Raw genomic sequence first — 25,125 nt, forward strand, 5'->3', positions numbered from 1 at the left:
ATAGAGATGGTTGAGGATTCACAAGAAACGACGCACTTTGGCTTTCAGACAATCGCCAAATCACAGAAAGAAGACATGGTGGCGCATGTATTCCATTCTGTCGCCGCAAAATACGATGTAATGAACGATCTGATGTCGTTCGGGATTCATCGTCTATGGAAGCGTTTTACCATTGATTGCAGCGGCGTGCGCCGTGGACAGACGGTTCTCGACCTGGCGGGCGGCACCGGCGACCTGACGGCGAAATTCTCGCGCATGGTGGGCGAAACCGGCCGCGTGGTGCTGGCGGACATCAACGACTCCATGCTGAAAATGGGGCGTGAGAAGCTGCGCAATATCGGCGTGGTCGGCAACGTGGAATACGTGCAGGCCAATGCGGAAGCGCTGCCGTTCCCGGATAACACCTTTGATCTGATCACCATCTCTTTCGGTCTGCGTAACGTCACCGACAAAGACAAAGCGCTGCGCTCTATGTACCGCGTGCTGAAGCCTGGCGGACGCCTGCTGGTGCTTGAGTTTTCCAAGCCGGTTTTCGACCCGCTGAGCAAAGCCTACGACGCCTATTCGTTCCACATTCTGCCGCGTATTGGCGAAGCGGTGGCTAATGATGCCGACAGCTATCGCTATCTGGCGGAATCTATCCGTATGCACCCGGATCAGGACACGCTGAAAGAGATGATGCAGAACGCCGGGCTGGAAAACGTTGATTACTACAACCTGACGGCAGGGATTGTCGCGCTGCACCGCGGCTATAAATTCTGATAAGTGGGGGGCCGCTATGCCTTTAAAACCCTTAGTGACCGGCAGTATTGAAACCGCCATAAACGCGCTGCTCTGGCGTGAAAAAGCGTTAAAGCCTGCTCGTCAGCGCCTTATTGGAAAAGTACTGCGTATCGTGTTGAAAGAGTTCTCCTCCCCGCTGGTGCTGGTCTTCAGCGAACGTCAGGTTGACGTGCTGGGCGCGTGGGAAGGCGAAGCGGATTGCACCGTCATCACCCGGGTTAGCGTGTTGCCACAGTTGCGCAACCGGCAGCAGCTCACCGCGCTTATCCGCAATAACGATCTGGAAGTGCAGGGCGATCTCCAGGTGGTACAAAACCTGGTGTCGCTGGCCGATCTCGCTGAGTTTGACCCGGCAGAGCTGCTGGCGCCTTACACGGGCGATATTGCGGCTGAAGGCGTCAGTAAACTGCTGCGCGGCGGTGCGAAGTTCTTACAGCATGGCCTGGCGCGCCAGCAGCGCTACGTGGCTGAAACCCTGACGGAAGAGTGGCGTCTGGCACCGGGCGCGCTGGAAGTCGCCTGGTTTGCGGAAGAGACGGCGGCGGTGGAGCGTGAGCTTGCGGCGCTGACCAAACGGTTGGAAAAACTGGAGGGGAAATGACGCCAGGAGAATTACGGCGCCTGTATTTTATCATCCGCACCTTTTTGAGTTACGGGCTTGATGAGCTCATTCCCAAAATGCGTATCACGCTGCCGCTGCGCTTTGGGCGTCGGCTGCTGTTCTGGATGCCGAATCGCCACAAGGATAAGCCGCTGGGTGAACGTCTGCGGCTGGCGCTACAGGAGCTTGGCCCGGTATGGATTAAGTTCGGGCAGATGCTGTCTACCCGTCGCGACCTTTTCCCCCCGCAGATTGCCGATCAATTAATCCTGTTGCAGGATCGCGTTGCGCCGTTTGACGGCAGGCTGGCGAAGCAGCAGATCGAAAAATCGATGGGTGATATTCCCGTCGAGAGCTGGTTTGACGATTTTGATATTGAACCGCTGGCTTCAGCCTCTATTGCACAGGTGCACACCGCGCGGCTGAAAGAGAACGGCAAAGAGGTGGTTATCAAGGTGATCCGCCCGGATATTCTGCCGATCATCAAAGCCGATATGAAGCTGATTTACCGCCTGGCGCGCTGGGTTCCCCGCCTGCTGCCGGACGGCCGTCGTCTGCGCCCGGTAGAAGTGGTGCGCGACTATGAAAAAACGCTGATCGACGAGCTGAACCTGCTGCGCGAAGCGGCGAACGCCATCCAGTTGCGCCGCAATTTTGAAGACAGCCCGATGCTGTACGTGCCAGAGGTGTATTCCGACTACTGTCGCGTCGATATGCTGGTGATGGAGCGCATCTACGGCATTCCGGTGTCCGACATTGAGACGCTCGAGAAGCAGAATACCAACATGAAATTGCTGGCCGAGCGCGGCGTGCAGGTGTTCTTTACCCAGGTGTTCCGCGACAGCTTCTTCCACGCCGATATGCATCCTGGCAACATCTTTGTCAGTTATGAGCATCCGGAAGATCCCCAGTATATTGGCATCGACTGCGGTATCGTCGGTTCGCTGAATAAAGAAGACAAGCGCTATCTGGCCGAGAACTTTATCGCCTTCTTTAACCGCGACTACCGCAAGGTGGCCGAACTGCACGTTGACTCCGGCTGGGTGCCGCCGGACACCAACGTCGAAGAGTTTGAATTTGCGATTCGTACCGTTTGCGAACCTATTTTCGAAAAGCCGCTGGCGGAGATCTCCTTTGGTCACGTGCTGCTGAACCTGTTTAATACCGCTCGACGCTTCAACATGGAAGTGCAGCCACAACTCGTGTTACTGCAAAAGACATTACTTTACGTAGAAGGGGTAGGACGCCAGCTCTATCCTCAGTTAGATTTATGGAAGACGGCAAAACCGTTCCTCGAATCGTGGATTAAGGATCAGGTCGGTATTCCGGCGTTGTTCCGCGCGCTGAAGGATAAAGCGCCGTTCTGGATTGAAAAGATGCCGGAATTGCCTGAGCTGGTGTACGACAGCCTGCGTCAGAGCAAACAGGTCCAGGCCAGCCTGGAGAAGCTTTCTCAGGAGATGGCAACGCACCGTACCCGTCAGGGGCAATCGCGCTATCTCTTTGGTATAGGCGCGGTTTTACTCCTGAGCGGTACCGTATTACTGATTCAACGGCCTGAATGGGGGCTGACGCCCGCGTGGCTTATGGCCGGAGGGCTGGTGGTATGGCTCGCGGGATGGCGGAAGACGCGCTGAATTATGCGTCGCTAACAGGGCGCCGCATAACGTATAATGCGCGCTGATTAATTCATCATCTATGCACAAAATCATTCAGGCTGCGTCAAGGCGGCAAGTGAGTGAATCCCCAGGAGCGTACAGAAGTACGTGACTGGGGTGAACGAACGCAGCCAACGCAGAGGCGGCTTGAAGGATGAAGTGCATATCAGAGGGATATGTATGGGTGGTATTAGTATTTGGCAGTTGCTGATTATCGTCGTTATCGTAGTTCTGCTTTTCGGGACTAAAAAGCTGAGCTCGCTGGGTTCCGATTTAGGTTCGTCCATCAAAGGCTTCAAGAAGGCCATGAGTGATGAAGACGACACCAAACCTAAAGCGGACCAGGATGCAGATTTCACTGCGAAATCCATTGCTGATAAGCAGGAAAGTGCAAAGAAAGACGAAGCGAAACGCCACGACAACGAGCAGGTGTAATTCGTGTTTGATATTGGTTTCAGTGAACTGCTGCTGGTGTTCGTTATTGGCCTTATTGTATTGGGGCCAAAACGTCTGCCGGTAGCGGTGAAAACGGTGGTGGGCTGGATTCGGGCGCTGCGCTCGCTGGCGACCACCGTACAAAACGAGCTGACGCAGGAGCTTAAACTCCAGGAGTTTCAGGACAGCCTGAAGAAAGTGGAGAAAGCGAGTCTGGATAGCCTGACGCCTGAACTTAAGGCTTCCATGGATGAACTGCGTGAAGCGGCAGAGTCGATGAAACGGTCCTATTCGATGCATGACCCTGAAAAGGCGAGCGACGAGGCCAATACCATCCATAACCCGGTGGCGAAGGATAAGGACGTTGAGCCGTCTCAAGCGGCTGAACCGCAGGCGACGCACGCTGAAGAGCCAGTGGTGGCTAAGTCTGCCGAAGTGCCGGAAGCCGAGGTGGTGAAACCGGCAGAGAAAGAGAAAGTCTCTGCGGCCGCTGTTCCTGAATCCTCCCCCGCATCGAGTGATAAATCGTAAACATGAGCGTAGAAGATACTCAACCGCTGATCGCTCATTTGATTGAGCTGCGCAAGCGCCTGCTCAACTGCATCATCGCGGTTCTCGTCATTTTCCTGGCGTTGGTTTACTTCGCCAACGATATCTATCAGCTGGTCTCCGCGCCGCTGATTAAACAGATGCCGGTTGGCGCGACGATGATCGCCACCGACGTGGCGTCACCGTTTTTCACGCCGATCAAGCTGACCTTTATGGTTTCGCTGATCCTCTCCGCGCCGGTTATTCTGTACCAGGTATGGGCGTTTGTGGCGCCAGCGCTGTATAAGCATGAACGTCGTCTGGTGGTGCCGCTGCTGGTGTCCAGCACCCTGCTGTTTTATATCGGCATGGCGTTTGCCTACTTTGTGGTGTTCCCGCTGGCCTTTGGCTTCCTGACGCATACTGCGCCGGAAGGGGTACTGGTCTCAACGGATATCAAGAGTTACCTCGATTTCGTCATGTCGTTGTTTATTGCTTTCGGCGTGTCGTTTGAGGTGCCGGTTGCTATCGTGCTGCTGTGCTGGGTCGGTGTAACCACGCCGGACGATCTGCGCAAGAAGCGCCCGTACGTGCTGGTCGGCGCGTTTGTGGTCGGCATGCTGCTGACGCCGCCGGACGTGTTTTCGCAGACGCTGCTGGCCATCCCGATGTACTGTCTGTTTGAAGTGGGGGTCTTCTTCTCTCGCTTCTACGCGGGCAAGCGACTCACGCGTGACGAAGACGCGGAAGCGGAACAAACTGAAGAATAACCAACCGCCCGTAAGGGCGGTTGTCATATGGGGGCAAGGATGTTTGATATCGGTGTTAACCTGACCAGTTCACAGTTCGCGCGTGACCGTGATGAGGTCGTCGCGCGGGCACGTGCCGCGGGCGTGCACGGCATGCTGCTGACCGGAACCAACCGTCATGAGAGCGAAGAAGCGCAGCGCCTGGCGGAACGCTTTGAAGGCTGCTGGTCAACGGCAGGCGTGCATCCACATGACAGCAGCAGTTGGTCGCCGGAGGTGGCGGACGCTATCTATGCGCTGGTGAACAAGCCCGAAGTGGTGGCAGTGGGCGAGTGCGGCCTGGACTTCAACCGCAACTTCTCCACGCCGGCCGAGCAGGAAGTTGCGTTTAGCGGTCAGCTGGCGATGGCTGCCGAGCTGGGCATGCCGGTCTTTTTGCACTGTCGCGATGCTCACGAGCGCTTCCTCGCGCTGCTGGAGCCGTGGCTCGACCATTTGCCTGGCGCGGTGCTGCACTGCTTTACCGGCACGCGTGAAGAAGCGCAGCAGTGCCTGGACCGGGGCCTGATGATCGGTATTACCGGCTGGGTCTGCGACGAGCGTCGCGGGCTGGAACTGCGGGAACTGCTGCCGACGATCCCGGCGGACCGCCTGCTGCTGGAGACCGATGCGCCGTATCTGTTGCCGCGCGACATGACGCCGAAACCGGCATCGCGTCGTAACGAGCCGGCGTATGTACGGCACATTCTGTCACGCGTGGCCGAATGGCGTGGGGAAGATGTTCAGTGGCTGGAAGCCGTCACCGACAGTAACGCCAAACGGCTATTGAAAATAGACTTTTAGTTCAGGCCTTGCGGAAGTCGGTGTTTTTGACGCTCTGCTTAATTTGTTTGTTGAGCAGGTTAAGCAGCAGCATAGAGCGTGCTTCGCCGTCAGGCTCGGCAAAGATGGCCTTCAGCCCCTCGAACGCGCCTTCGGTAATGACCACGCTGTCGCCGGGATAGGGCGTTTCCGGGTCGGTGATATCATCAGGTTGATAAATTGAGAGCTGATGGATGACCGACGATGGCACGGTTGCCGGGCGCATGCCAAAACGGACAAAATGGCTGACGCCGCGGGTGGCGTTAATGGTGGTGGTGTGAATCACCTCCGGGTCAAACTCCACGAACAGATAGTTCGGGAACAGCGGCTCACTGACCGATGTACGCTTGCCGCGCACTATTTTTTCCAGGGTGATCATCGGCGTCAGGCAGTTGACCGCCTGTCTCTCAAGATGTTCCTGGGCACGCTGAAGTTGCCCGCGTTTGCAGTACAGTAAATACCAGGCTTGCATAATAACTCTTTCCACTCGTTAACGCGGAAGCATAGCAAAAGTGCAGCCAGATCGCGATGTTGATTATGATGGCTTTAATTCACGCTAATTTAACAAAAATACAGCATCAAAGGACCATTCGCCGTATACTAGGGCGCTTACCAGGAGGCCAAGAATTACCCCATGAAATACCATGACCTACGCGACTTTCTGACCATACTCGAACAGCAGGGTGAACTAAAACGTATTAGCCTCCCGGTTGATCCCCATCTGGAAATTACCGAAATTGCCGATCGCACCCTGCGTGCCGGTGGGCCAGCGCTGCTGTTTGAAAATCCTAAAGGTTATGATATGCCGGTGCTGTGCAACTTGTTCGGCACACCTAAGCGCGTGGCGCTGGGAATGGGACAAGAGGACGTCAGCGCGCTGCGTGAAGTGGGTAAACTCTTAGCTTTCCTGAAAGAACCGGAGCCGCCAAAAGGCTTCCGCGATCTGTTCGATAAACTGCCGCAGTTCAAACAGGTGTTGAACATGCCGACCAAGCGCCTGCGCGGTGCGCCTTGCCAGCAAAAAGTCGTCTCCGGCGACGATGTCGATCTCTCACGTATTCCGGTGATGACCTGCTGGCCAGAAGATGCGGCACCGCTTATTACCTGGGGCCTGACGGTAACCCGTGGTCCGCATAAAGAGCGGCAGAATCTGGGTATCTATCGCCAGCAGGTGATTGGCAAAAACAAACTGATTATGCGCTGGCTGTCGCATCGCGGCGGCGCGCTCGATTTCCAGGAGTGGTGTGCTGCGCATCCGGGCGAACGTTTCCCGGTATCGGTCGCGCTGGGTGCTGACCCGGCAACCATTCTGGGCGCGGTGACGCCGGTGCCGGACACGCTTTCTGAGTATGCGTTCGCCGGTCTGCTACGCGGGACGAAAACGGAAGTGGTGAAGTGTCTTTCCAACGATCTGGAAGTGCCTGCCAGCGCCGAGATTGTCCTCGAAGGCTACATTGAGCCGGGCGAAATGGCGCCAGAAGGACCCTATGGCGATCACACCGGTTACTACAACGAAGTGGATAGCTTCCCGGTGTTTACCGTCACCCACATTACCCAGCGTGAAGACGCGATTTATCACTCCACCTATACCGGGCGTCCGCCGGATGAACCGGCGGTGCTGGGCGTGGCGCTGAATGAAGTCTTCGTGCCTATTTTGCAAAAGCAGTTCCCGGAAATCGTCGATTTCTATCTGCCGCCGGAAGGGTGTTCATATCGCCTTGCCGTCGTGACGATGAAAAAACAGTATGCTGGGCACGCAAAACGCGTAATGATGGGCGTATGGTCGTTTTTACGCCAGTTTATGTACACAAAATTCGTGATTGTCTGCGATGATGACGTTAACGCACGTGACTGGAACGATGTGATATGGGCGATCACTACCCGTATGGACCCCGCGCGGGATACCGTGCTGGTAGAGAATACGCCGATTGATTATCTGGATTTCGCCTCGCCGGTTTCCGGCCTGGGGTCGAAAATGGGGCTGGACGCCACCAACAAATGGCCTGGGGAAACCCAGCGCGAATGGGGCCGTCCAATTAAGAAGGATCCCGCCGTTACGGCGCGTATTGATGAGATCTGGGACGAGCTGGCCATATTTCCCGACAATAAATGATAACCCACCCCGGAAGATTTCACGCCGTGGACGTTGCGCCGACCGCGTGAATGAGGATGGGGGAAAAGACCCGACAGAGGGAGCGCATGACAACCTTAAGCTGTAAAGTGACCTCGGTGGATGCCATTACCGATACGGTATATCGCGTTCGTTTAGTACCCGAAGCTGCCTTCTCATTTCGTGCCGGACAGTATCTGATGGTGGTGATGGACGAGCGCGATAAGCGTCCGTTCTCCATGGCCTCAACGCCGGATGAAAAGGCGTTTATCGAGTTGCACATTGGTGCTTCTGAGCTGAACCTGTACGCAATGGCCGTGATGGACCGCATCCTCAAAGACCGTGAAGTGGTGGTAGATATCCCGCACGGCGAAGCCTGGTTACGTGATGAAGACGATCGTCCGCTGGTGCTGATTGCCGGCGGTACGGGCTTCTCCTACGTACGCTCCATTCTGCTGACCGCGCTGGCGCGTAACCCGAATCGCGACGTGGCGATCTACTGGGGTGGCCGCGAAGAGAAGCATCTTTACGATCTCTCCGAGCTGGAAGCACTGTCGGTGAATCATCCTAACCTGCGCGTAGTGCCGGTGGTTGAGCAGCCTGAAGAAGAGTGGCGCGGGCGTTCTGGTACGGTGCTCACCGCGGTGCTGCAGGATTACGGTACGCTGGCAGAGCACGATATCTATATCGCTGGCCGCTTTGAAATGGCGAAAATCGCGCGTGATCTGTTCTGCAATGAACGTCAGGCGCGTGAAGACCGCCTGTTCGGCGATGCGTTTGCCTTTATCTGACCTGCGTAGTGCGCCGGTTTGTCCCGGCGCGTTTAGACGTTGATGGTCAGCGACTGCTGCTGACCACAACGCTGATACGTTATTTTGCAGCACGCCCCTTCCCAGCACACGGACAGTTTTTCTATTTCAGCCTGCGAATCCAGGCAATAACAGCCGACGATATTCACATGCGGTGCGTCACTGTGGTTGACCAGGTAACGCAAATCGCTAATTGCCGGGTTGGCTGGCCCATCCCCTTCATACAGTGTGCCCTGACCCGCGAGCCAGAGAGTGAACCTGCCTGCTGGCGTGTCATAGCGGCGAGTGACTGTTCCCGCGAGCGATGAGTAAACTACATTCTTCAGGCGTTTTAGTGGCCCCCCGAGGCGGGCAGAGCGCCCCTGATACGCGGCATCTGGTGTACCGTCGATGTGCAGCGTCCAGTACAGCGCTTGCCGATGTGGGTTGCTTATGCGGGCAATATCAAAAATCAGCCCGTCATGAATGATGAGATGGCGATGAAAAGCGATATCTCGCCAGGCTATATCATCCCACTCCGTTAACGAAAAACTCGGCAACGGGGAGAGTTTGTTAGACCAGTCAACGTAACAGGCCAGGTGGAGGGTATCCGGCGTGTGGCGAACCCATTGTGTTTGAGGGCGTGCCGGTGGGGCGTTAGTCAGGTTTACGCTTAGGGAGTTATGGGTGGCGCTATTTTTATAATAGTCCCGGTGCAGATCCGCGCCATAACCGGTGGTGCCCAGATCCGGCAGCACCGCATGGCCTTTCATCCACAGCGTCACTGCCAGGTAATCATGGTGGTCATGCTCGCCGCTAAAAGGCATGTGCTTAACCAGTAACGCATGGTTGTGCGCCAGCTGGCGTATCAACGTCAACCCGCTTCCTGGTGCATGGACAACATTTTCGCAGGGTAGCGCGACATCCTCTGGCAAATCGTCGACGCCATACAGGAAAGCGTCGAGGTTATCCCGTGACTGATGTTGATAAATGCGCTTAAGGGCGGCGGCGTAAGCCGGTTTACGGTAATGTTTAAAGGCAAATTCATAAATATCATCATGATGCAGCGTATTTTGCCCGCTTACGGCATCGTTAATGAACGGGAATGTGCCGTCGGGGGTAAGCAGATTAAGAGGGAAATCGAGCATGCGTTCATACAGGCCTTCCGCCATCAGGCTCCAGCCAGTACCACGAGCGAATTTTTCCCAGTCAAAATAGCCTTGCAGAACGTAGAAGTGATAATGGGCCGAGCCTTCAAACCACAGCCCTTCGGTATATAAACCCTGTTGTAACTGCCAACGTAAGCCATACGGTTCATTAACGGCGAAGTCCACCAGAGACGCATCGTCCAGTAAAAGCCCCAGTACCGCGATGGCGGTGTTCACTTTCACTTCATGGTTGTGGAGTTGGTTTTCCCGATGTTGATACAAGAACTCGGCACCCGGTCGCAGCAGTCGGGATTCAATAAAACGTTGCTGTCGGCGAGTGAGGGTCGCACGGATCAGATCGTACCCTTTTGCCAGCTCCAGCAGACAATTGGCTTCGCAAAGCGTCTGGATGTTCATTTTACCCGGCCCATTGCAGGGAATGCCGCCGTGAACTTCATAAGCAGGGTAGTAGCGGGCATAAGCGAGTAAAATTTGCCGTACACGCTGCGCATAATGCGCTTCCTGAGTGAGCAGCCATAATAGCCCGAGCTGATAGCTTGCGCGGCAATTATGACCATTCATCATACGCCACCACGCGCCGTGGAAAGGCTCCCCGGTAAATATCTGCTTATCAACCGGGCATTGGTGGGCCTGAGGGCTGTCACGATCCCATTGCAGCCTTACGCCATGTTGTGGGCAGAAGTAATAGTGCCCCCAGGTGGCGATGCCGGTTTGCGGGACGCAAAGTGGATGATTCAGTACGACGTCATTATCGGCGATAAGGCGTTGAATAATGTGCGGTTGCTGACGGGCGCGCTGAATCAGCGTCGCCTGTTCTTGTGGCGTAAATTGTCGCATCAGGTGTTCTGCCGTATTTCTTGCAGCGAGGCGGCGAACAGCTCATCCCGCTGCTGCCGTGTTTGTTTCCCGCTTTCCACCAACCACTGGAAGTCATAATAGGTCGGATAAAATGGCAGGTCGTTCAGCAACTGGCAAAAATGATGGGCCGCGATTTCTGAGGTTGCGGCCACGGTGGAATAACGGCGTAACGGCCCCAGCACAACATTACACACTTTTTCGAGGCTTTCCCCCACGGGTTGCTTACGGTTGTATTCGAGAAAATGAAAAAACTCGTGCGCCAGGTGGATGTCGATGATTTTCTCGAGTGGTAGCCCGCTGCTAGCCTGTAAACTCTCGAGCGAGGGCCGATACAGCGTGACACGACGAATCGCTTTCTTTTCGCTGAATTCGAATTGGGCGCGGAACTGGACGGTGAAGAACAGTCCGTCGCCCTTATCAAACTGGATGTCAATATCGTATTGCTGATAGAGCGTGCGAATGGATTGTCCGGCAAACTCCCGTGCTGCTGCAGCGCCTGCTGCCAGAGCATTGTCGAGATAATAGCGATAACGGTCTGGCGGGATTTTGTTAAATACCGCATCGTTTCGCAGATCCAGCCAGGCCAGCGTCCGGTTCAATTCATCGCGTTCCATTTCCACTCCTTACTGCCAGGCGATGGCGATAACGTCCTGCTCGGGTTCGACCACATCCAGCTCCATTTCAATAATCGATAGCATTTGTTCTTTCGTTTGGGTGCCGGTGAGATCGAGCATTTTCTCTTTCCAGAAAAGAAAGGTTTTCGGTATTGCCGCATTGGCTTCGGAGTAACGCGTGTTATCGTCCAGAAAATCGGCAAATCGCGAGTTCATTTCCTGACGGCTGCACACCAACCAGTTGGCGTTCTCTTTCTTTAGCCTCACCACGCCTTCGCGATCCAGCATACTCAGGCGGCGCTGCTGCTTTTTGAGTAACCCGAAGAAGCGCTTCTGCTCGCAGACACCCTCAAACAAATGCCAGCGCCCGGTCTGGCAGGCGCGTTGGGTGACGGTGTGCGTCAAATTGACCGACTCGGCGGCAATCTGCTGTAGCTGCGCTAGTGGTAAGGTCTCGTTAATACTCTCTTTCTGTCGGAGCTCTGTCGCACCGGTAGCAATCGCGCGCAGCACGTTTTTCTGTTTGTCGATCTCGATGTTGATATCGACGGTGGCTTCGTTCGCCCCGGAACGGACGATGCGCTCCATAATTTCGGCGCGGATCATTTTGATCTCCGCTTCGCCTGGGTTAACGACGCTCTTTTCAATCATTTCGCGCACCATCGCCATCCCGACCCCAATGGTGGAAATGTACGGCGCATTGTTGGCATTCTGGTATTTCATGGCCGCTTTTTCGGCCATCGCTGGTACCAGGATGCAGCCGCTACCGCCGCCGCCAACGAGGGTGATGAAATGGCGCTCCAGTTTGTACTCAGCAATCATTTCATTGACCACGACCATCACTTTATCAATGGCGATATCCAGCGCCTGCCGTGCGGCCTCTTCGGCACTACAGCCAAGGTGATCGCCCAGCAGTTGCCAGGCGAGGCGCGCGCTGTTGATATTGCCTGCGGCGTAGTCGTCTGCTGGCACGTATCCCAGTAAATTGGCGGCGCCAGCCAGCGTAAGCGCATAGCGTTTTCCTGCCGCGCCGGTCACCACGGCATAGGTTTGCGGATCGCCCGGCCGTGGGCTGATGAACGTTAATTCCGGATGATCGCCGAAAGCGGATTCGGCAATAAAGCACTCGTATTCACAGCCCGCGATATGGGCGCTACGCGGGCCGGTCATGGCGATTTTATCGTTTTCAACCATCATCATGCTGCCGCCCGCGACGGCGAGCGTGCGGACGTCGAGGGAGCGCAAGTAGGTACGGTGTCCACCCACCTGCGCATTCTGGATCATGACCTTGCCGTTTTTAATCACCGAAATATCAACGCTGGTACCGCCAACCTCAAAGAAAATTCCGTCGGAAACTTTCTCATACATCAGCGCCCCTGCCACGCCCGCAGCCAGCCCGGAAAGCATGGTGAGAATGGGGCGTTTGCGTACTTCGTCAATGCTCATGACCCCGCCGTCGCAGCGCATGATCATCAGCTGTGAAGCAATACCCGCTTCCTTAATTGCCTGCTCGGTCATGTTGGCGGTTTCCAGCATGCGGGGGATCAGGCTGGCATTCACCACTGCCGTGCGGGTGCGGGTCTTCAGACCATACAGTTGAGTAATCTCGTGGCCGCCTGTCGCGCACAGTCCCATCTCATCGGCAATTCCCATGACCCGTAGTTCGTTGGTTGGATCGTCAACGCTATAGGCTTCGGACGCCACAATCACCTCGGCGCCCTGTTCGCGCAGCGTATTGATCGCCGCGCGAATGGCATCATCAGTGAGCTGACGTGTATCCAGAAAGGTATTAAAGGTATGGAGGAATTTACCATCAGCTAACGGAATATCATCAATACAGGCTTCTTTACGCGCGCTTTTCCCTTCAAGGCCGCTACCCATGGCGATAATACCCACTTTTGCCACATCCCCTTCCAGCAATGCGTTGGTTGCCTGAGTGGTGCCATGAGCAATAAAGCTCACCTGCTGTGGTGAAATACCGTTCTCGTCCAGCACTTGGTGAATAATGGTGATGATACCGTGGGCCACACCATTAGGATGATGGTGAGTGGTGGGAATTTTCTTTTTCGCCACCAGTTCGAAGCTATCGTTATCAATGATGGCGGCGTCGGTAAAGGTGCCCCCAACATCGATCCCTATACGATACGTTTTGCCTGTCATAATTGCTCCTTGCTTTAAAAGGCGATGTAGCCTGCCATTAACATGGAAACCAGAACTGCCACCATCGCCCACGGCAAGGTTTTACGCAGAATTTCATTCACATCGACCTTCGCGAAATCCGATGACCAGACGTTATGGGTATTGGTGGGATCTGACAGGCCCTGAACCAGCGACGCAGAACGCAGCGCCAGCATTGTCGCTAGCGGAGAGAGGCCGCCGCCGAGCATTAAAACCCCCAGTCCACTGCCAAGGCCGTAGCTGTTTAGCGGGCCACGATACAGCGCAAGCGGGCTCAGAATTGAGAAGAATAAAATATAGGTGAGCGGCGAGCCGGGAATGATGGATTCGATTAACGGTTTCAACACCAGGCTGACCTGCGGCGCGGTGACAGCATTGAGTAAAATACCAATACCGACCATCAGACCAATCGCCCCGGCCACGTTCTGAATACCCTCAACCAGGCTGCTGACCAGCACGTGGGTGGGGCGTTTTGGCATCGCCAGCAGCAGGCAAATTACCAGGCTCAGCACGATGGCTGGAACCACTTCGATTTTAAACGCGAAAATGATGATGACCGGTACCAGCGGAGAAATAAGCGCGAGAGGATTAACCTGTTTGCGTTTACTGAGGTTGTCTGCAACTGGCATCGACCAGGCCTTACGCACGACGACATCACGCTTCACCATCCACACGACCATGGTGATATAGATAATGGCTGCCGGGATGGCGAATATCGTCGCATAGCGTGCCATGTCGGCGACTGGAATACCGTACAGATCGTGCATAAGCGCCCAGCCGCTGACGGCAAACAGGCTACCCAGCGCGTGGCAGGCCAGCAGCACAATACAGCTGGTCAGCGGTGAAAGTCCGGCGGTCAGCAGGATGGGGATAATAATGCTGCCGACTAAAATGACCATGCCAAGGCCATCGCTGGAGGAGAAGATCACCGTACCGATGATGAAAAAGACAATCGCCATCGTCAGCGGCTTATCGCCTGAAAGCTCTGCGGCCTTGCGGACCAGCGCTTCAGTGACACCCACCTTTTTCAGCACCTCGCCAAACCATGCCCCAAAAATCAGCGCGACGATTGTCGCCCCCAGGCGGAGCGAGCCCTGCGTCAACACGTTGTTGGCTATGGTGAAGGTTGATTTGTCTTCGCTAAAAATCGGTACGCCAGCGACCAGCGGCATCAGTATTGCCATGACGGGCAAGGCCAGAATGGCGGGCATTTTCCGGGTCATCATAAGGCCCGAAAAGAGCAAAAAGATAACCAGAATCGCGCAGATCCTGATGATGTGTAGCATATCCATGTAAATTCCTCAGAAGTCGAGATAACCCTGTTGCTGACGAATGGCATCCTGTAACTGCGCAATGGATACCTGATGTACGCCGATTTTCTCACTGGCGGCCAGCGCGGCGGCAATGCCTCCAGCCTGCCCGATAGCCCCAACGGTTGGCGTGGTGCGGATAGCCGCCTGCGCCTCAAAGGTTGCGGAGATACACCGCCCTACGACGATGACGTTATCGGCTTCCGTGGCGATCAGCGTCCGCCAGGGAATGCCGTACATCCCGCCAAACGGCAGGGTGCCATGCTCTGTGCCTTCGCCATCAGGACTATGGATATCAATGGGATAGCCGGAAATGGCAATGGTGTCGGTAAAGTGCGTTTGCTTTAACAGGTCGTCGGCGGTGAGGCGATAGCACCCTTTGATCTGGCAGGAACTGCGTACGCCCACCGACGGGCCGGTCGAAACGACGATGGCCTGTTCAAAACCGGGAATAATGCGTCTGGCGAAGCTTTCCAGTTCGCGGCACTGCTGGCGGCCGACAAATTCCGCATGGCTCAGGCTCCATGGATCCGTCGCATCGTGATCGAGAATACGGCTGGTATTGAAAATAAACTCGCCAGGGTTATTGGTTTCAAAGAACAGGACATCTTCGCGAGGAATGGTGATTTCGCATGCAGCTTTGGCCTCTGCCAGTTCACGGATAAAGCCGTGGCAGGCCAGGCGTTCAGCGGTTCTGACATCTTCAGCCTGATAGTGATTGTTGAGCTCAGCAATATGCTCCAGCATCCAGGCGCGCAGTTTTTCGCGATCCACGTTGGCCATTTTCAGGGTCATTGTCATTGGCTGCGATTTGCCATCTGATTCGCGCCCTTTGATCAGGGGGATCCCCGCCGCTGCGGCCAGGGTGGCATCACCACTCGCATCAATAAACACGTTTGCACTCAGCGTCATTAGCCCGGAACGGGTGCAGACGGTGATACTCTCGATTTTCCGATCGTTACGCGTCACATTAGCTAATGTGGCGTGATAGAGCACGGTACCGCCAGCTTCCAGCAGCATCAATTCAAGCTCATGCTTCATGGCTTCCGCGTCGAACGGCGTGTATGTGGTGGTGAAGTGTCCGGGATCGCGGACATGCCCCGGCGATTTGCCCTGTGCTTTCAGGCGGGCGATGAGTTCTTCTGTGATCCCCCTGATAACCTGCTTTTCACCGGCGTGAAACGTCATCATCGGGTTTACGCCGTTGGTGGTGAGCGAGCCCCCCAGGCAAGCACTGGCTTCAACGATAGCCGTTTTCGCCTGACAGCGCGCGGCGGCGATTGCCGCGATGCTGCCAGAAAAACCGCCACCCACAATCACGACATCAAACTGTTCCATTTAATTACCTTTTACTAAACAAGAAGAGTCGCATTTATCCTGATGACTAATTGAACAGGTGTATAGCCGGTAAAGAGGCGAATGTGAACAGTGTCACTATTTTTATTAAACTATGTAATTTTTTGTGATCCTGCCTTTATTATGGCTTTAGTATGTATTTTCCTAAGCTCTATCACGTGGTTTATGGCAGTGTTGCATTAGTTTAGTAAACAGTAAAAAGCCTATGTTAATAAAGCATTCGCGTTAGACAACTTCTACCTTAATCACACGCTGGCCGTTGCGGGTGTTCCATAAATGATGAAACGGTTAGAATGGGATCGGTGTCGCCGATAGGGCGTCTGGATTGCCTTAAACGATGGATAACTAACGAGAGCGAAATGACGAAACCAGTGCGAGTTAGAGATATTGCCGAGGCCTGTGGCGTCTCAGTTGGTGCGGTTTCTCGGGCGCTGAAAGGGCAACCCGGTCTGCGTGAAGACACGCGGCTGCGCATTATTTCGGTGGCGGAACAAAAGGGCTACGATTTCTCCCGCCTGCGAAGTGAAAAGCTTAAACGCGTGCTGTTCCTGCTGCATCGGCAGCACAACATCAGCCGGGCGCTGCCGTTTTACTCGCAGCTGCTGTTGGGCATCGAAGATTTATGCCGTGAACAGGGCATTGCGCTGAGCTTTCTCTCGATTGGGCCCGGCGATGCGGTCAGCGAACAGGTTAGAGTTCATCAACCGGACGCATTGATTTGTGCGGGCTTCTTTGAGCCAGAACTCCTTGCGTTGATTCAGCAAATGAAGCTGCCGCTGGTGCTCGTGGATTTATGGGCGCCGGGCTTGCCGTGTGTGAATCCGGATAACACCCAGGGGGGGTATCTGGCGACCAAACACCTGATTGACCAGGGGCGTCGTCGCATCGCGTTTCTGGCCAGCACTCTTGCCCATTACAGTATTCGTCAGCGCGAAAAAGGCTACAGGCAGGCGTTATACGAAGCGCGTTTACTCATGCCGCCTGAGTATGAAGCGATAGCGCCCCCGCTGCTGGATACTGAACAATCTCTGGTTGAGGCGGTGAATGAGCTGCTTACTCTGCCCGAGCCGCCGGACGCGATATTTGCCTACAACGATGCAGCCGCACTGGTGGTGGAGCGGCTCTGTGCTGAGCGTGGCCTCCGCATCCCGGAAGATATTGCCCTGGTGGGTTTTGATGATATTGAGGCCGCCGCCTGGTCACAGCCGCCGTTGACGACCATCGCGGTTGATAAACAGCAGTTAGGGCGTGAAGCGCTGCGTTTGCTGCTAGAGGATAAACCGGCTGAAAATCTGTTCCTTCCGGTGAAGCTGGTGGTGCGTGGCAGTTCGGTAAAGTAAAAAACCCGCCCCTGACAGGCGGGAAGAACGGCAACTAAACTGCGTTGTACTATAGGCCGGATGGTGACTGGCCCGGCAAAGATACTGCATGCCCCAGCATTGCTGCTGGGGCGCGTTTTTTATACGCGCTCGATAACCGTCGCAATACCCTGACCTAAGCCAATGCACATCGTCGCCAGACCAAACTGCGCGTCTTTGCGTTCCATCAGGTTAAGCAGGGTGGTGGTGATACGCGTACCGGAACAGCCTAACGGGTGGCCCAGGGCGATCGCGCCACCGTTGAGGTTGATCTTCTCGTCGATCTGCTCCATCAGCCCCAGATCCTTAATGCACGGCAGGATCTGCGCGGCAAAGGCTTCGTTCATCTCAAACAGATCGATATCACTTGTGCTCAGACCCGCTTTTTTCAGCGCCAGCTTCGAGGCCGGAACCGGACCGTAGCCCATGATCGACGGATCGCAGCCGACCACCGCCATTGAGCGGATACGCGCGCGCGGGGTTAATCCCAGCTCGCGGGCGCGGCTTTCGCTCATTACCAGCATGGCAGAGGCGCCATCGGAGAGAGCGGAAGAGGTCCCTGCGGTCACCGTACCGGTAACTGGGTCAAATGCGGGACGAAGAGTGGATAACGCTTCAACGGTGGTTTCCGGACGGATCACTTCGTCGTAGTTAAACTGCTTGAGCACGCCATCCGCGTCGTGGCCACCGGTAGGAATGATTTCATTCTTAAAAGCCCCAGACTGCGTGGCGGCCCAGGCACGTGCGTGGGAACGCGCGGCGAAGGCATCCTGCATTTCACGGCTGATGCCATGCATACGGGAAAGCATTTCCGCCGTCAGGCCCATCATCCCCGCGGCTTTCGCCACGTTGCGGCTCATACCCGGGTGGAAATCAACGCCATGGCTCATCGGCACGTGGCCCATGTGTTCTACGCCGCCGACCATACAGACCTGCGCATCACCGGTCATGATCATCCGCGCCGCATCGTGCAGGGCCTGCATCGAGGAACCACACAGACGGTTAACGGTGACTGCCGGTACAGAATGCGGGATTTCCGCCAGCAGCGACGCGTTACGGGCGATGTTAAAACCCTGCTCCAGCGTCTGCTGTACGCAGCCCCAGTAGATGTCGTCGATGGCTGCCGCTTCCAACGCCGGGTTACGTGCCAGCAGGCTACGCATCAGGTGTGCGGAGAGATCTTCGGCGCGCACGTTGCGGAATGCGCCCCCTTTCGAGCGGCCCATTGGGGTACGAATTGCATCAACAATAACAACCTGTTCCATCGTGACTCCTTAAGCCGTTTTCAGCTCACCAGCCGGGCGGGCTGGCTCAACCGGGGGATAATACGCTTCGTTATGGCGCGCTTTGTCGCGCAGACCGGCCGGTACTTCGTACAGCGGGCCAAGGTGCTGATACTGCTGCGCCATATCGAGATACTTCGCGCTGCCGAGCGTATCCAGCCAGCGGAAAGCGCCGCCGTGGAACGGAGGGAAGCCCAGGCCGTAAACCAGCGCCATATCGGCTTCCGCCGGGCTGGCGATGATGCCTTCTTCCAGGCAACGCACCACTTCGTTGACCATCGGGATCATCATACGAGCAATAATCTCGTCGTCGCTGAAGTCGCGCTTCGGCTGGCTAACGTCGGCCAGCAGGCTGTCCACCGTGGCATCTTCTTCTTTCTTCGGCTTACCTTTGCTGTCCTCTTTATAGCGCCAGAAGCCCAGACCGTTTTTCTGACCGTAGCGGCTTGCTTCAAACAGCGCGTCGATAGCGTCGCGATAATCTTTCTGCATACGCTGCGGGAAACCGGCCGCCATCACCGCCTGCGCGTGGTGGGCGGTATCAATACCGACCACGTCGAGCAGATAGGCCGGACCCATCGGCCAACCGAACTGTTTCTCCATTACCTTATCAACCTTGCGGAAGTCCGCGCCGTCGCGCAGCAGCTGGCTGAAGCCAGCAAAGTACGGGAACAGGACGCGGTTGACGAAGAAACCGGGGCAGTCGTTGACCACGATCGGCGTTTTGCCCATCTTGCTCGCCCAGGCGACGACTTTCGCAATGGTGCTATCTGAGGTTTTCTTGCCGCGGATGATCTCAACCAGCGGCATACGGTGCACCGGGTTAAAGAAGTGCATACCGCAGAAGTTTTCCGGGCGTTCCAGCGCATCGGCCAGCTCGCCGATGGGAATGGTCGAGGTGTTAGAAGCCAGCACGGTATCCGGGCGCACCTTCTGCTCGGTTTCTGCCAGCACCGCTTTCTTGACCTTCGGGTTTTCCACGACGGCTTCAACAACCACGTCAACGCGATCAAAACCGGCGTAATCCAGCGTCGGCTGAATGGTGGAGATCACTCCGGCCAGCTTCAGACCGTCGATTTTGCCGCGCTCCAGCTGTTTGTTGAGCAGCTTGCTGGCTTCCGTCATTCCGAGAGTCAGCGATTTTTCATTGATATCCTTCATGATCACCGGCACGCCCTTCCAGGCGGACTGGTAAGCGATCCCGCCACCCATGATGCCCGCGCCAAGCACGGCAGCATGTTTCGGCGGTTCGGTGTTTTTGGTCAGTTTCTTTGCCTGACCTTTTACGTATTGGTCGTTGAGGAAAATGCCGACCAGCGCACGGGCTTCATTAGAATGGGCCAGTGGAACAAAACTTTTGTTTTCCAGATTCAGCGCTTCTTCACGGCCAAAGCGGGCTGCCGCTTCGATGGTTTTCACCGCCGTGATCGGCGCCGGATAGTGTTTACCCGCGGTCTGCATCACCATGCCTTTTGCAATGGTGAAGCTCATGGTGGCTTCAATTTTGCTGAGTTTGAGCGGTTCCAGTTTCGGCTGGCGTTTCGCTTTCCAGTCGAGGTCGCCGTTAATCGCCTGACGCAGGACCGCCAGCGCACCGTCGAACAGTTTTTCCTGTTTGACGATGCCGTCGACCAGACCGATTTTCAGCGCTTGTTCGGCACCGACGTCTTTACCGGCGGCGATGATTTCCAGCGCGCTGTCGGCGCCCAACAGACGCGGTAGACGAACGGATCCGCCAAAGCCTGGCATAATGCCCAGCTTGGTTTCCGGAAGGCCGATGCGCAGGTCCGGCGTGGCCAGACGGTAGTCGGTCGCCAGTACGCATTCGCAGCCGCCACCCAGCGCATAGCCGTTAACGGCGGAAATCGTCGGGACCGGCAGATCTTCCAGACGGTTAAACACGCTGTTGGCGAAATGCAGCCACTGGCTGAACTGTTCTTCTGGTACCAGGAACAGCGAAAGGAATTCGGTGATATCCGCGCCGACAATAAAGGCCGCCTTTTCAGAGCGCAGCAGCAGCCCCTTCAGCTCTTTTTGTTTTTCGAGGACGTCGAGCGCCTGGCCGAGGCTGGCTACGGTTGCGGTATCTAACTTGTTAACTGAGCCAGGGGCATCGAACACCAGTTCGGCAATGCCATCTTCCAGCCAGTTGAGGTACAGGGTGTCGCCTTTGTAGAGCATGTCAGTCTCCTGAATCAAGCAATATGATCTGGTCATACCAGATAAGCTCGAGTGTGTATTTTGTGTTAAATAAATGCAAATGAGTCTTTAAATATTTGCTGGTCGGATCACGTCCGGGGGAAATCACGCAGGATCAGTGAGGTGTGCTACTATGCGGGGACTAAAGGGCAATAAATTCAGAAGGGTAAATAATGGAATCACTGGCCGCACTTTATAAAAATCATATTGTTACCTTACAAGAGCGGGCGCGTAACGCACTCGAGCGTTTTAAGCTTGATGCGCTGCTTATCCACTCTGGCGAGCTGATGAATGTTTTTCTGGATGACCACGCGTACCCGTTCAAGGTTAACCCGCAGTTTAAAGCCTGGGTGCCGGTGACTCAGGTACCTAACTGCTGGCTGCTGGTGGATGGCGTCAATAAACCTAAGCTGTGGTTCTACCTGCCGGTAGATTACTGGCACAACGTTGAACCCCTGCCGACCTCATTCTGGACGGAGGATGTTGAAGTTATCGCACTGCCGAAAGCAGACGGTATCGGCAGCCAGCTGCCCGCTGCCCGCGGCAATATCGGCTATATCGGTCCGGTTCCGGAGCGTGCGCTGGGTCTTGGCATTGCGGCGAACAATATCAACCCAAAAGGGGTTATTGATTACCTGCACTACTATCGCTCCTATAAAACGGATTACGAACTGGCGTGCATGCGCGAAGCGCAGAAGATGGCGGTGAATGGCCACCGTGCCGCGGAAGAAGCGTTCCGTTCCGGCATGAGCGAGTTTGATATCAACCAGGCCTATCTGACCGCCACCGGCCACCGTGATACCGATGTCCCGTACGGCAACATCGTGGCGCTGAACGAACATGCGGCCGTGCTGCACTACACCAAGCTGGATCACCGCGCGCCATCCGAAATGCGCAGCTTCCTGCTGGACGCCGGGGCGGAGTATAACGGCTACGCGGCTGACCTGACCCGTACCTGGGCGGCGCACAGCGATAACGACTACGCGCACCTGGTAAAAGACGTTAACGCCGAGCAACTGGCGCTGATCGCCACCATAAAAGCGGGGACGAGCTATGTGGATTACCATATTCAGTTCCATCAGCGCATTGCCAAACTGCTGCGTAAACATCAGATCGTCACCGACATGAGTGAAGAAGCCATGGTCGACAACGATCTGACCGGGCCATTTATGCCACACGGCATTGGTCACCCACTAGGTCTGCAGGTACATGATGTTGCGGGCTTTATGCAGGATGATAGCGGTACGCACCTGGCAGCGCCGTCTAAATATCCGTATCTGCGCTGCACCCGAGTGCTGGAGCCGCGTATGGTGCTGACCATTGAGCCGGGTATCTACTTCATTGAATCTCTGCTTGCGCCGTGGCGCGAAGGCCAGTTCAGCAAGCACTTCAATTGGCAGAAAATCGAAGCGCTGAAGCCGTTTGGCGGCATTCGTATTGAAGATAACGTGGTGATCCACGAGAACAATATCGAAAATATGACGCGTGACCTGAAGCTGGCGTAATGGAAAGCTGGCGAATACCGGCGGAGCCGGTCACCTTCGTTGAAGAGATCAAGAAGAGCCGTTTTATCACCCTGTTGGCGCATACCGACGGGGTGGAAGCGGCCAAAGCGTTCGTCGAGTCGGTTCGCGCTGAACACCCGGATGCCCGTCACCATTGCGTGGCGTGGGTAGCGGGTAGGCCGGACGACTCGCAGCAACTGGGTTTCTCTGATGACGGTGAACCGGCGGGTACGGCCGGTAAACCGATGCTCGCTCAGCTGATGGGCAGCGGCATTGGTGAAATTACCGCCGTAGTGGTGCGCTACTACGGCGGTATCTTATTGGGTACCGGTGGGTTGGTGAAAGCCTATGGCGGCGGGGTGCAGCAGGCGCTGAATCTGCTGGCGACAGAGATCAAGGTGCCGTTAACCGAATATACTCTGTTATGCGAATACGGACAGTTGGCGGGCGTTGAGGGGCTGGTGGAGCAATATGCGGGACAGATAGTCGACAGCGACTATCAGGCCTCGGTACAGCTTCGCGTGGCGCTTCCGCAGGCGAAAGTGGCGGATTTTTCCGCAAGGCTGGCCGATTTTAGCCGTGGTTCATTGCATTTGTTAGCGATTGACGAATAATCCCCCTCCTGACTTTATTGATTATCAAAGGACGCGCCGGACATGCAGTTTCGTGCCATTACTCGAATTGTTGGACTTCTGGTCATCTTATTCTCGGGGACAATGATCCTGCCGGGATTAGTGGCTTTGATTTACCGCGATGGCGCCGGGCGCGCATTTACCCAGACCTTTTTCGTCGCGCTGGTGATTGGTTCCCTGCTGTGGTGGCCAAACCGTCGTGAAAAACGCGAGCTGAAATCACGCGAAGGCTTTCTGATTGTCGTTCTGTTCTGGACGGTGCTGGGCAGCGTGGGTGCGCTGCCGTTTATCTTCTCCGAGCAGCCGAACCTGACGGTGACCGATGCGTTCTTTGAATCGTTCTCTGGCTTAACCACCACCGGGGCGACCACGCTGGTGGGGCTGGATTCATTACCTCACGCGATACTCTTCTACCGGCAAATGCTGCAATGGTTCGGCGGGATGGGGATCATTGTGCTGGCGGTGGCAATTCTGCCTATCCTCGGGGTCGGGGGGATGCAGCTCTACAGAGCAGAAATGCCCGGGCCGCTAAAAGACAACAAGATGCGCCCGCGTATCGCTGAAACGGCGAAAACCCTGTGGCTTATCTATGTTCTGTTGACCGTAGCCTGCGCGCTGGCGCTGTGGTTTGCCGGGATGCCGGCGTTTGATGCGATCGGCCACAGTTTTGCCACTATCGCGATCGGCGGCTTCTCGACGCATGATGCCAGCGTGGGTTTCTTTGATAGTCCGACGATTAACACCATTATTGCTATCTTCCTGCTGATCTCTGGCTGTAACTACGGCCTGCACTTCTCTTTATTAAGCGGGCGTAGTCTGAAGGTGTACTGGCGCGACCCGGAATTCCGTATGTTTATCGGCGTGCAGCTGACGCTGGTGGTGATCTGTACGCTGGTGCTGTGGTTCCATAATATCTATGCTTCGGCGGTGACAACGCTCAACCAGGCCTTCTTCCAGGTGGTGTCGATGGCGACCACCGCCGGCTTTACGACCGACAGTATCGCGCGCTGGCCGCTGTTCCTACCGGTTCTTCTTTTATGCTCTGCATTTATTGGTGGCTGTGCCGGTTCAACCGGTGGTGGCCTGAAGGTGATTCGTATTCTGCTGCTGTTCAAGCAGGGGAACCGAGAACTTAAGCGCCTTGTTCACCCGAACGCGGTCTACAGTATTAAGCTGGGCAACCGTGCGCTGCCGGAACGTATTCTTGAGGCGGTATGGGGATTCTTCTCCGCCTATGCGCTGGTCTTCATTATTAGCATGCTGGCGATCATCGCCACCGGCGTCGACGATTTCTCGGCGTTTGCTTCCGTGGTGGCGACGCTGAATAACCTGGGGCCAGGGCTGGGCGTGGTGGCAGATAACTTTGCTAGCATGAACCCGGTGGCGAAGTGGATCCTGATCGCGAACATGCTGTTTGGTCGTCTGGAAGTCTTTACGCTGCTGGTGCTGTTTACCCCAACATTCTGGCGCGAATAACAGGAGTCGGCGTTGAAAACATTAATGCTCTTTTCTACCCGTGATGGGCAGACGCGTGAAATTGCTGCTTATCTCTGTTCGCAGCTCAGCGAGCTGGATGTCGAGACGGCAATGGTGGATCTGAATCGGACGGACAATGTGGACTGGACGCAGTACGATCGCGTGATTATCGGTGCGTCTATTCGCTATGGGCATTTCCATCCGGCCCTTGATCGTTTCGTGAAAAAACATGCGGCGGCGCTGCAGGCGATACCGAGTGCGTTCTTTGCGGTAAACCTGGTGGCGCGCAAGCCGGAGAAGCGTTCACCGCAGACGAACAGCTATACGCGCAAGTTCCTGCTGCGCTCGCCATGGCAACCGGATGCCTGCGCGGTCTTTGCCGGGGCGCTACGTTATCCACGCTACGGCTGGTTCGATCGCTTTATGATTCGTTTAATTATGAAGATGACCGGTGGTGAAACGGATACCAGTAAAGAAGTGGTTTATACCGATTGGGGGCAGGTGGCCGATTTCGCCAAAGAAATCGTGCAACTTTCGCACAAATAGGGTGTGAATTCGGCATGTTGCCTGGAAAGTGAGCGAGCAAAAGTTTTTTTTATATTTCTGCTTGCGGGTTCTCAATTTCTCCCTATAATGCGGCCCCACTGACACGGAACAACGGCAAACAAGCCGCC

At 55.5% G+C, this 25,125-nt stretch carries 22 protein-coding genes; 14 read left to right on the top strand and 8 right to left on the bottom strand.

Features of this window, described 5'->3' with window-relative positions; all coding sequences use genetic code 11:
* Positions 1 to 6: 6 nt before the first annotated feature.
* From ubiE to tatD, 7 genes are all read left to right on the top strand, one after another.
* On the top strand, positions 7 to 762 hold the full coding sequence (gene ubiE / locus M989_RS14505; RefSeq protein ID WP_064546477.1) for a bifunctional demethylmenaquinone methyltransferase/2-methoxy-6-polyprenyl-1,4-benzoquinol methylase UbiE: 756 nt from the start codon (positions 7 to 9) through the stop codon (positions 760 to 762).
* A 16-nt stretch (positions 763 to 778) separates the two neighbouring features.
* Positions 779 to 1,384 carry a ubiquinone biosynthesis protein UbiJ gene (gene ubiJ, locus M989_RS14510; protein ID WP_064546479.1) on the top strand — a complete coding sequence of 202 codons (606 nt, stop codon included), beginning with the start codon at positions 779 to 781 and terminating at the stop codon, positions 1,382 to 1,384.
* Positions 1,381 to 3,021 (top strand): ubiquinone biosynthesis regulatory protein kinase UbiB, encoded by a 1,641-nt coding sequence (gene ubiB / locus M989_RS14515; RefSeq protein WP_064546481.1) that lies wholly within the window; start codon positions 1,381 to 1,383, stop codon positions 3,019 to 3,021. Before ubiJ ends, ubiB begins: the two co-directional genes overlap by 4 nt.
* A gap of 201 nt (positions 3,022 to 3,222) precedes the next feature.
* Positions 3,223 to 3,477 (top strand): Sec-independent protein translocase subunit TatA, encoded by a 255-nt coding sequence (tatA, locus tag M989_RS14520; RefSeq protein ID WP_064546483.1) that lies wholly within the window; start codon positions 3,223 to 3,225, stop codon positions 3,475 to 3,477.
* A gap of 3 nt (positions 3,478 to 3,480) precedes the next feature.
* Positions 3,481 to 4,008: a Sec-independent protein translocase protein TatB gene (tatB, locus tag M989_RS14525; protein WP_064546485.1), complete on the top strand. Its 528-nt coding sequence runs from the start codon at positions 3,481 to 3,483 to the stop codon at positions 4,006 to 4,008.
* 2 nt (positions 4,009 to 4,010) lie between these two features.
* Positions 4,011 to 4,775, top strand: a complete 765-nt coding sequence (gene tatC, locus M989_RS14530; RefSeq protein WP_064546487.1) for a Sec-independent protein translocase subunit TatC — start codon at positions 4,011 to 4,013, stop codon at positions 4,773 to 4,775.
* A gap of 27 nt (positions 4,776 to 4,802) precedes the next feature.
* Positions 4,803 to 5,597, top strand: coding sequence for a 3'-5' ssDNA/RNA exonuclease TatD (gene tatD / locus M989_RS14535; RefSeq protein ID WP_167351061.1), 795 nt, complete (start codon positions 4,803 to 4,805; stop codon positions 5,595 to 5,597).
* A 1-nt stretch (position 5,598) separates the two neighbouring features.
* On the opposite strand, the gene rfaH is transcribed toward tatD, so the two are convergent.
* Positions 5,599 to 6,087, bottom strand: coding sequence for a transcription/translation regulatory transformer protein RfaH (rfaH, locus tag M989_RS14540; protein WP_064546493.1), 489 nt, complete (start codon positions 6,085 to 6,087; stop codon positions 5,599 to 5,601).
* A 162-nt stretch (positions 6,088 to 6,249) separates the two neighbouring features.
* Here rfaH and ubiD point away from each other — a divergent pair, with 162 nt between their 5' ends.
* Both ubiD and fre read left to right on the top strand, forming a co-directional pair.
* The gene (gene ubiD / locus M989_RS14545; RefSeq protein WP_064546496.1) at positions 6,250 to 7,728 is read left to right on the top strand and encodes a 4-hydroxy-3-polyprenylbenzoate decarboxylase; all 1,479 of its coding nucleotides are present in this window, start codon (positions 6,250 to 6,252) and stop codon (positions 7,726 to 7,728) included.
* Positions 7,729 to 7,814: 86 nt separating this feature from the next.
* A complete protein-coding gene (fre, locus tag M989_RS14550; protein WP_064546498.1) occupies positions 7,815 to 8,516 on the top strand; it encodes an NAD(P)H-flavin reductase in 702 nt (233 codons plus the stop codon).
* 32 nt (positions 8,517 to 8,548) lie between these two features.
* Here fre and M989_RS14555 read toward each other — a convergent pair whose 3' ends face one another.
* Genes M989_RS14555 through M989_RS14575 form a run of 5 tightly spaced genes read right to left on the bottom strand, consistent with a single transcriptional unit; the run spans position 8,549 to position 15,980 of the window.
* On the bottom strand, positions 8,549 to 10,519 hold the full coding sequence (locus tag M989_RS14555) for a heparinase II/III domain-containing protein (RefSeq protein ID WP_064546499.1): 1,971 nt from the start codon (positions 10,517 to 10,519) through the stop codon (positions 8,549 to 8,551).
* Positions 10,519 to 11,154 carry a hypothetical protein gene (locus M989_RS14560; protein ID WP_064546501.1) on the bottom strand — a complete coding sequence of 212 codons (636 nt, stop codon included), beginning with the start codon at positions 11,152 to 11,154 and terminating at the stop codon, positions 10,519 to 10,521. The genes M989_RS14555 and M989_RS14560 overlap by 1 nt, the downstream gene beginning before the upstream one ends.
* A gap of 9 nt (positions 11,155 to 11,163) precedes the next feature.
* Positions 11,164 to 13,314: a hydantoinase/oxoprolinase family protein gene (locus M989_RS14565; RefSeq protein ID WP_064546503.1), complete on the bottom strand. Its 2,151-nt coding sequence runs from the start codon at positions 13,312 to 13,314 to the stop codon at positions 11,164 to 11,166.
* A gap of 14 nt (positions 13,315 to 13,328) precedes the next feature.
* A complete protein-coding gene (locus tag M989_RS14570) occupies positions 13,329 to 14,624 on the bottom strand; it encodes a Na+/H+ antiporter NhaC family protein (RefSeq protein ID WP_083965168.1) in 1,296 nt (431 codons plus the stop codon).
* Positions 14,625 to 14,633: 9 nt separating this feature from the next.
* Entirely contained in the window at positions 14,634 to 15,980 is a 1,347-nt protein-coding gene (locus tag M989_RS14575; protein ID WP_064546505.1) for an FAD-dependent oxidoreductase, read from the bottom strand.
* A gap of 377 nt (positions 15,981 to 16,357) precedes the next feature.
* On the opposite strand from M989_RS14575, the gene M989_RS14580 reads away from it, so the two are divergent.
* Positions 16,358 to 17,338: a LacI family DNA-binding transcriptional regulator gene (locus M989_RS14580; RefSeq protein WP_064546507.1), complete on the top strand. Its 981-nt coding sequence runs from the start codon at positions 16,358 to 16,360 to the stop codon at positions 17,336 to 17,338.
* 119 nt (positions 17,339 to 17,457) lie between these two features.
* Here M989_RS14580 and fadA read toward each other — a convergent pair whose 3' ends face one another.
* Positions 17,458 to 18,621, bottom strand: coding sequence for an acetyl-CoA C-acyltransferase FadA (gene fadA, locus M989_RS14585; protein WP_064546509.1), 1,164 nt, complete (start codon positions 18,619 to 18,621; stop codon positions 17,458 to 17,460).
* Positions 18,622 to 18,630: 9 nt separating this feature from the next.
* Positions 18,631 to 20,820, bottom strand: a complete 2,190-nt coding sequence (gene fadB / locus M989_RS14590; RefSeq protein ID WP_064546511.1) for a fatty acid oxidation complex subunit alpha FadB — start codon at positions 20,818 to 20,820, stop codon at positions 18,631 to 18,633.
* A gap of 191 nt (positions 20,821 to 21,011) precedes the next feature.
* Between fadB and pepQ the strand changes: the two genes are divergently transcribed.
* The 4 genes from pepQ to hemG are packed head-to-tail and all read left to right on the top strand — an operon-like array spanning position 21,012 to position 24,997.
* Entirely contained in the window at positions 21,012 to 22,343 is a 1,332-nt protein-coding gene (gene pepQ, locus M989_RS14595; RefSeq protein ID WP_064546512.1) for a Xaa-Pro dipeptidase, read from the top strand.
* Positions 22,343 to 22,957 carry an IMPACT family protein gene (locus M989_RS14600; protein ID WP_064546513.1) on the top strand — a complete coding sequence of 205 codons (615 nt, stop codon included), beginning with the start codon at positions 22,343 to 22,345 and terminating at the stop codon, positions 22,955 to 22,957. Before pepQ ends, M989_RS14600 begins: the two co-directional genes overlap by 1 nt.
* Positions 22,958 to 22,999: 42 nt before the next feature.
* Complete coding sequence (gene trkH / locus M989_RS14605; protein ID WP_064546515.1) at positions 23,000 to 24,451, top strand: Trk system potassium transporter TrkH; 1,452 nt, start codon at positions 23,000 to 23,002, stop codon at positions 24,449 to 24,451.
* Positions 24,452 to 24,463: 12 nt separating this feature from the next.
* Positions 24,464 to 24,997, top strand: coding sequence for a menaquinone-dependent protoporphyrinogen IX dehydrogenase (hemG, locus tag M989_RS14610; RefSeq protein WP_064546517.1), 534 nt, complete (start codon positions 24,464 to 24,466; stop codon positions 24,995 to 24,997).
* Positions 24,998 to 25,125: the final 128 nt, after the last annotated feature.

Origin of the sequence: Kluyvera georgiana ATCC 51603 (assembly GCF_001654985.1) — a bacterium.
In the GTDB taxonomy this organism is placed as follows: Bacteria; Pseudomonadota; Gammaproteobacteria; order Enterobacterales; family Enterobacteriaceae; genus Kluyvera; species Kluyvera georgiana.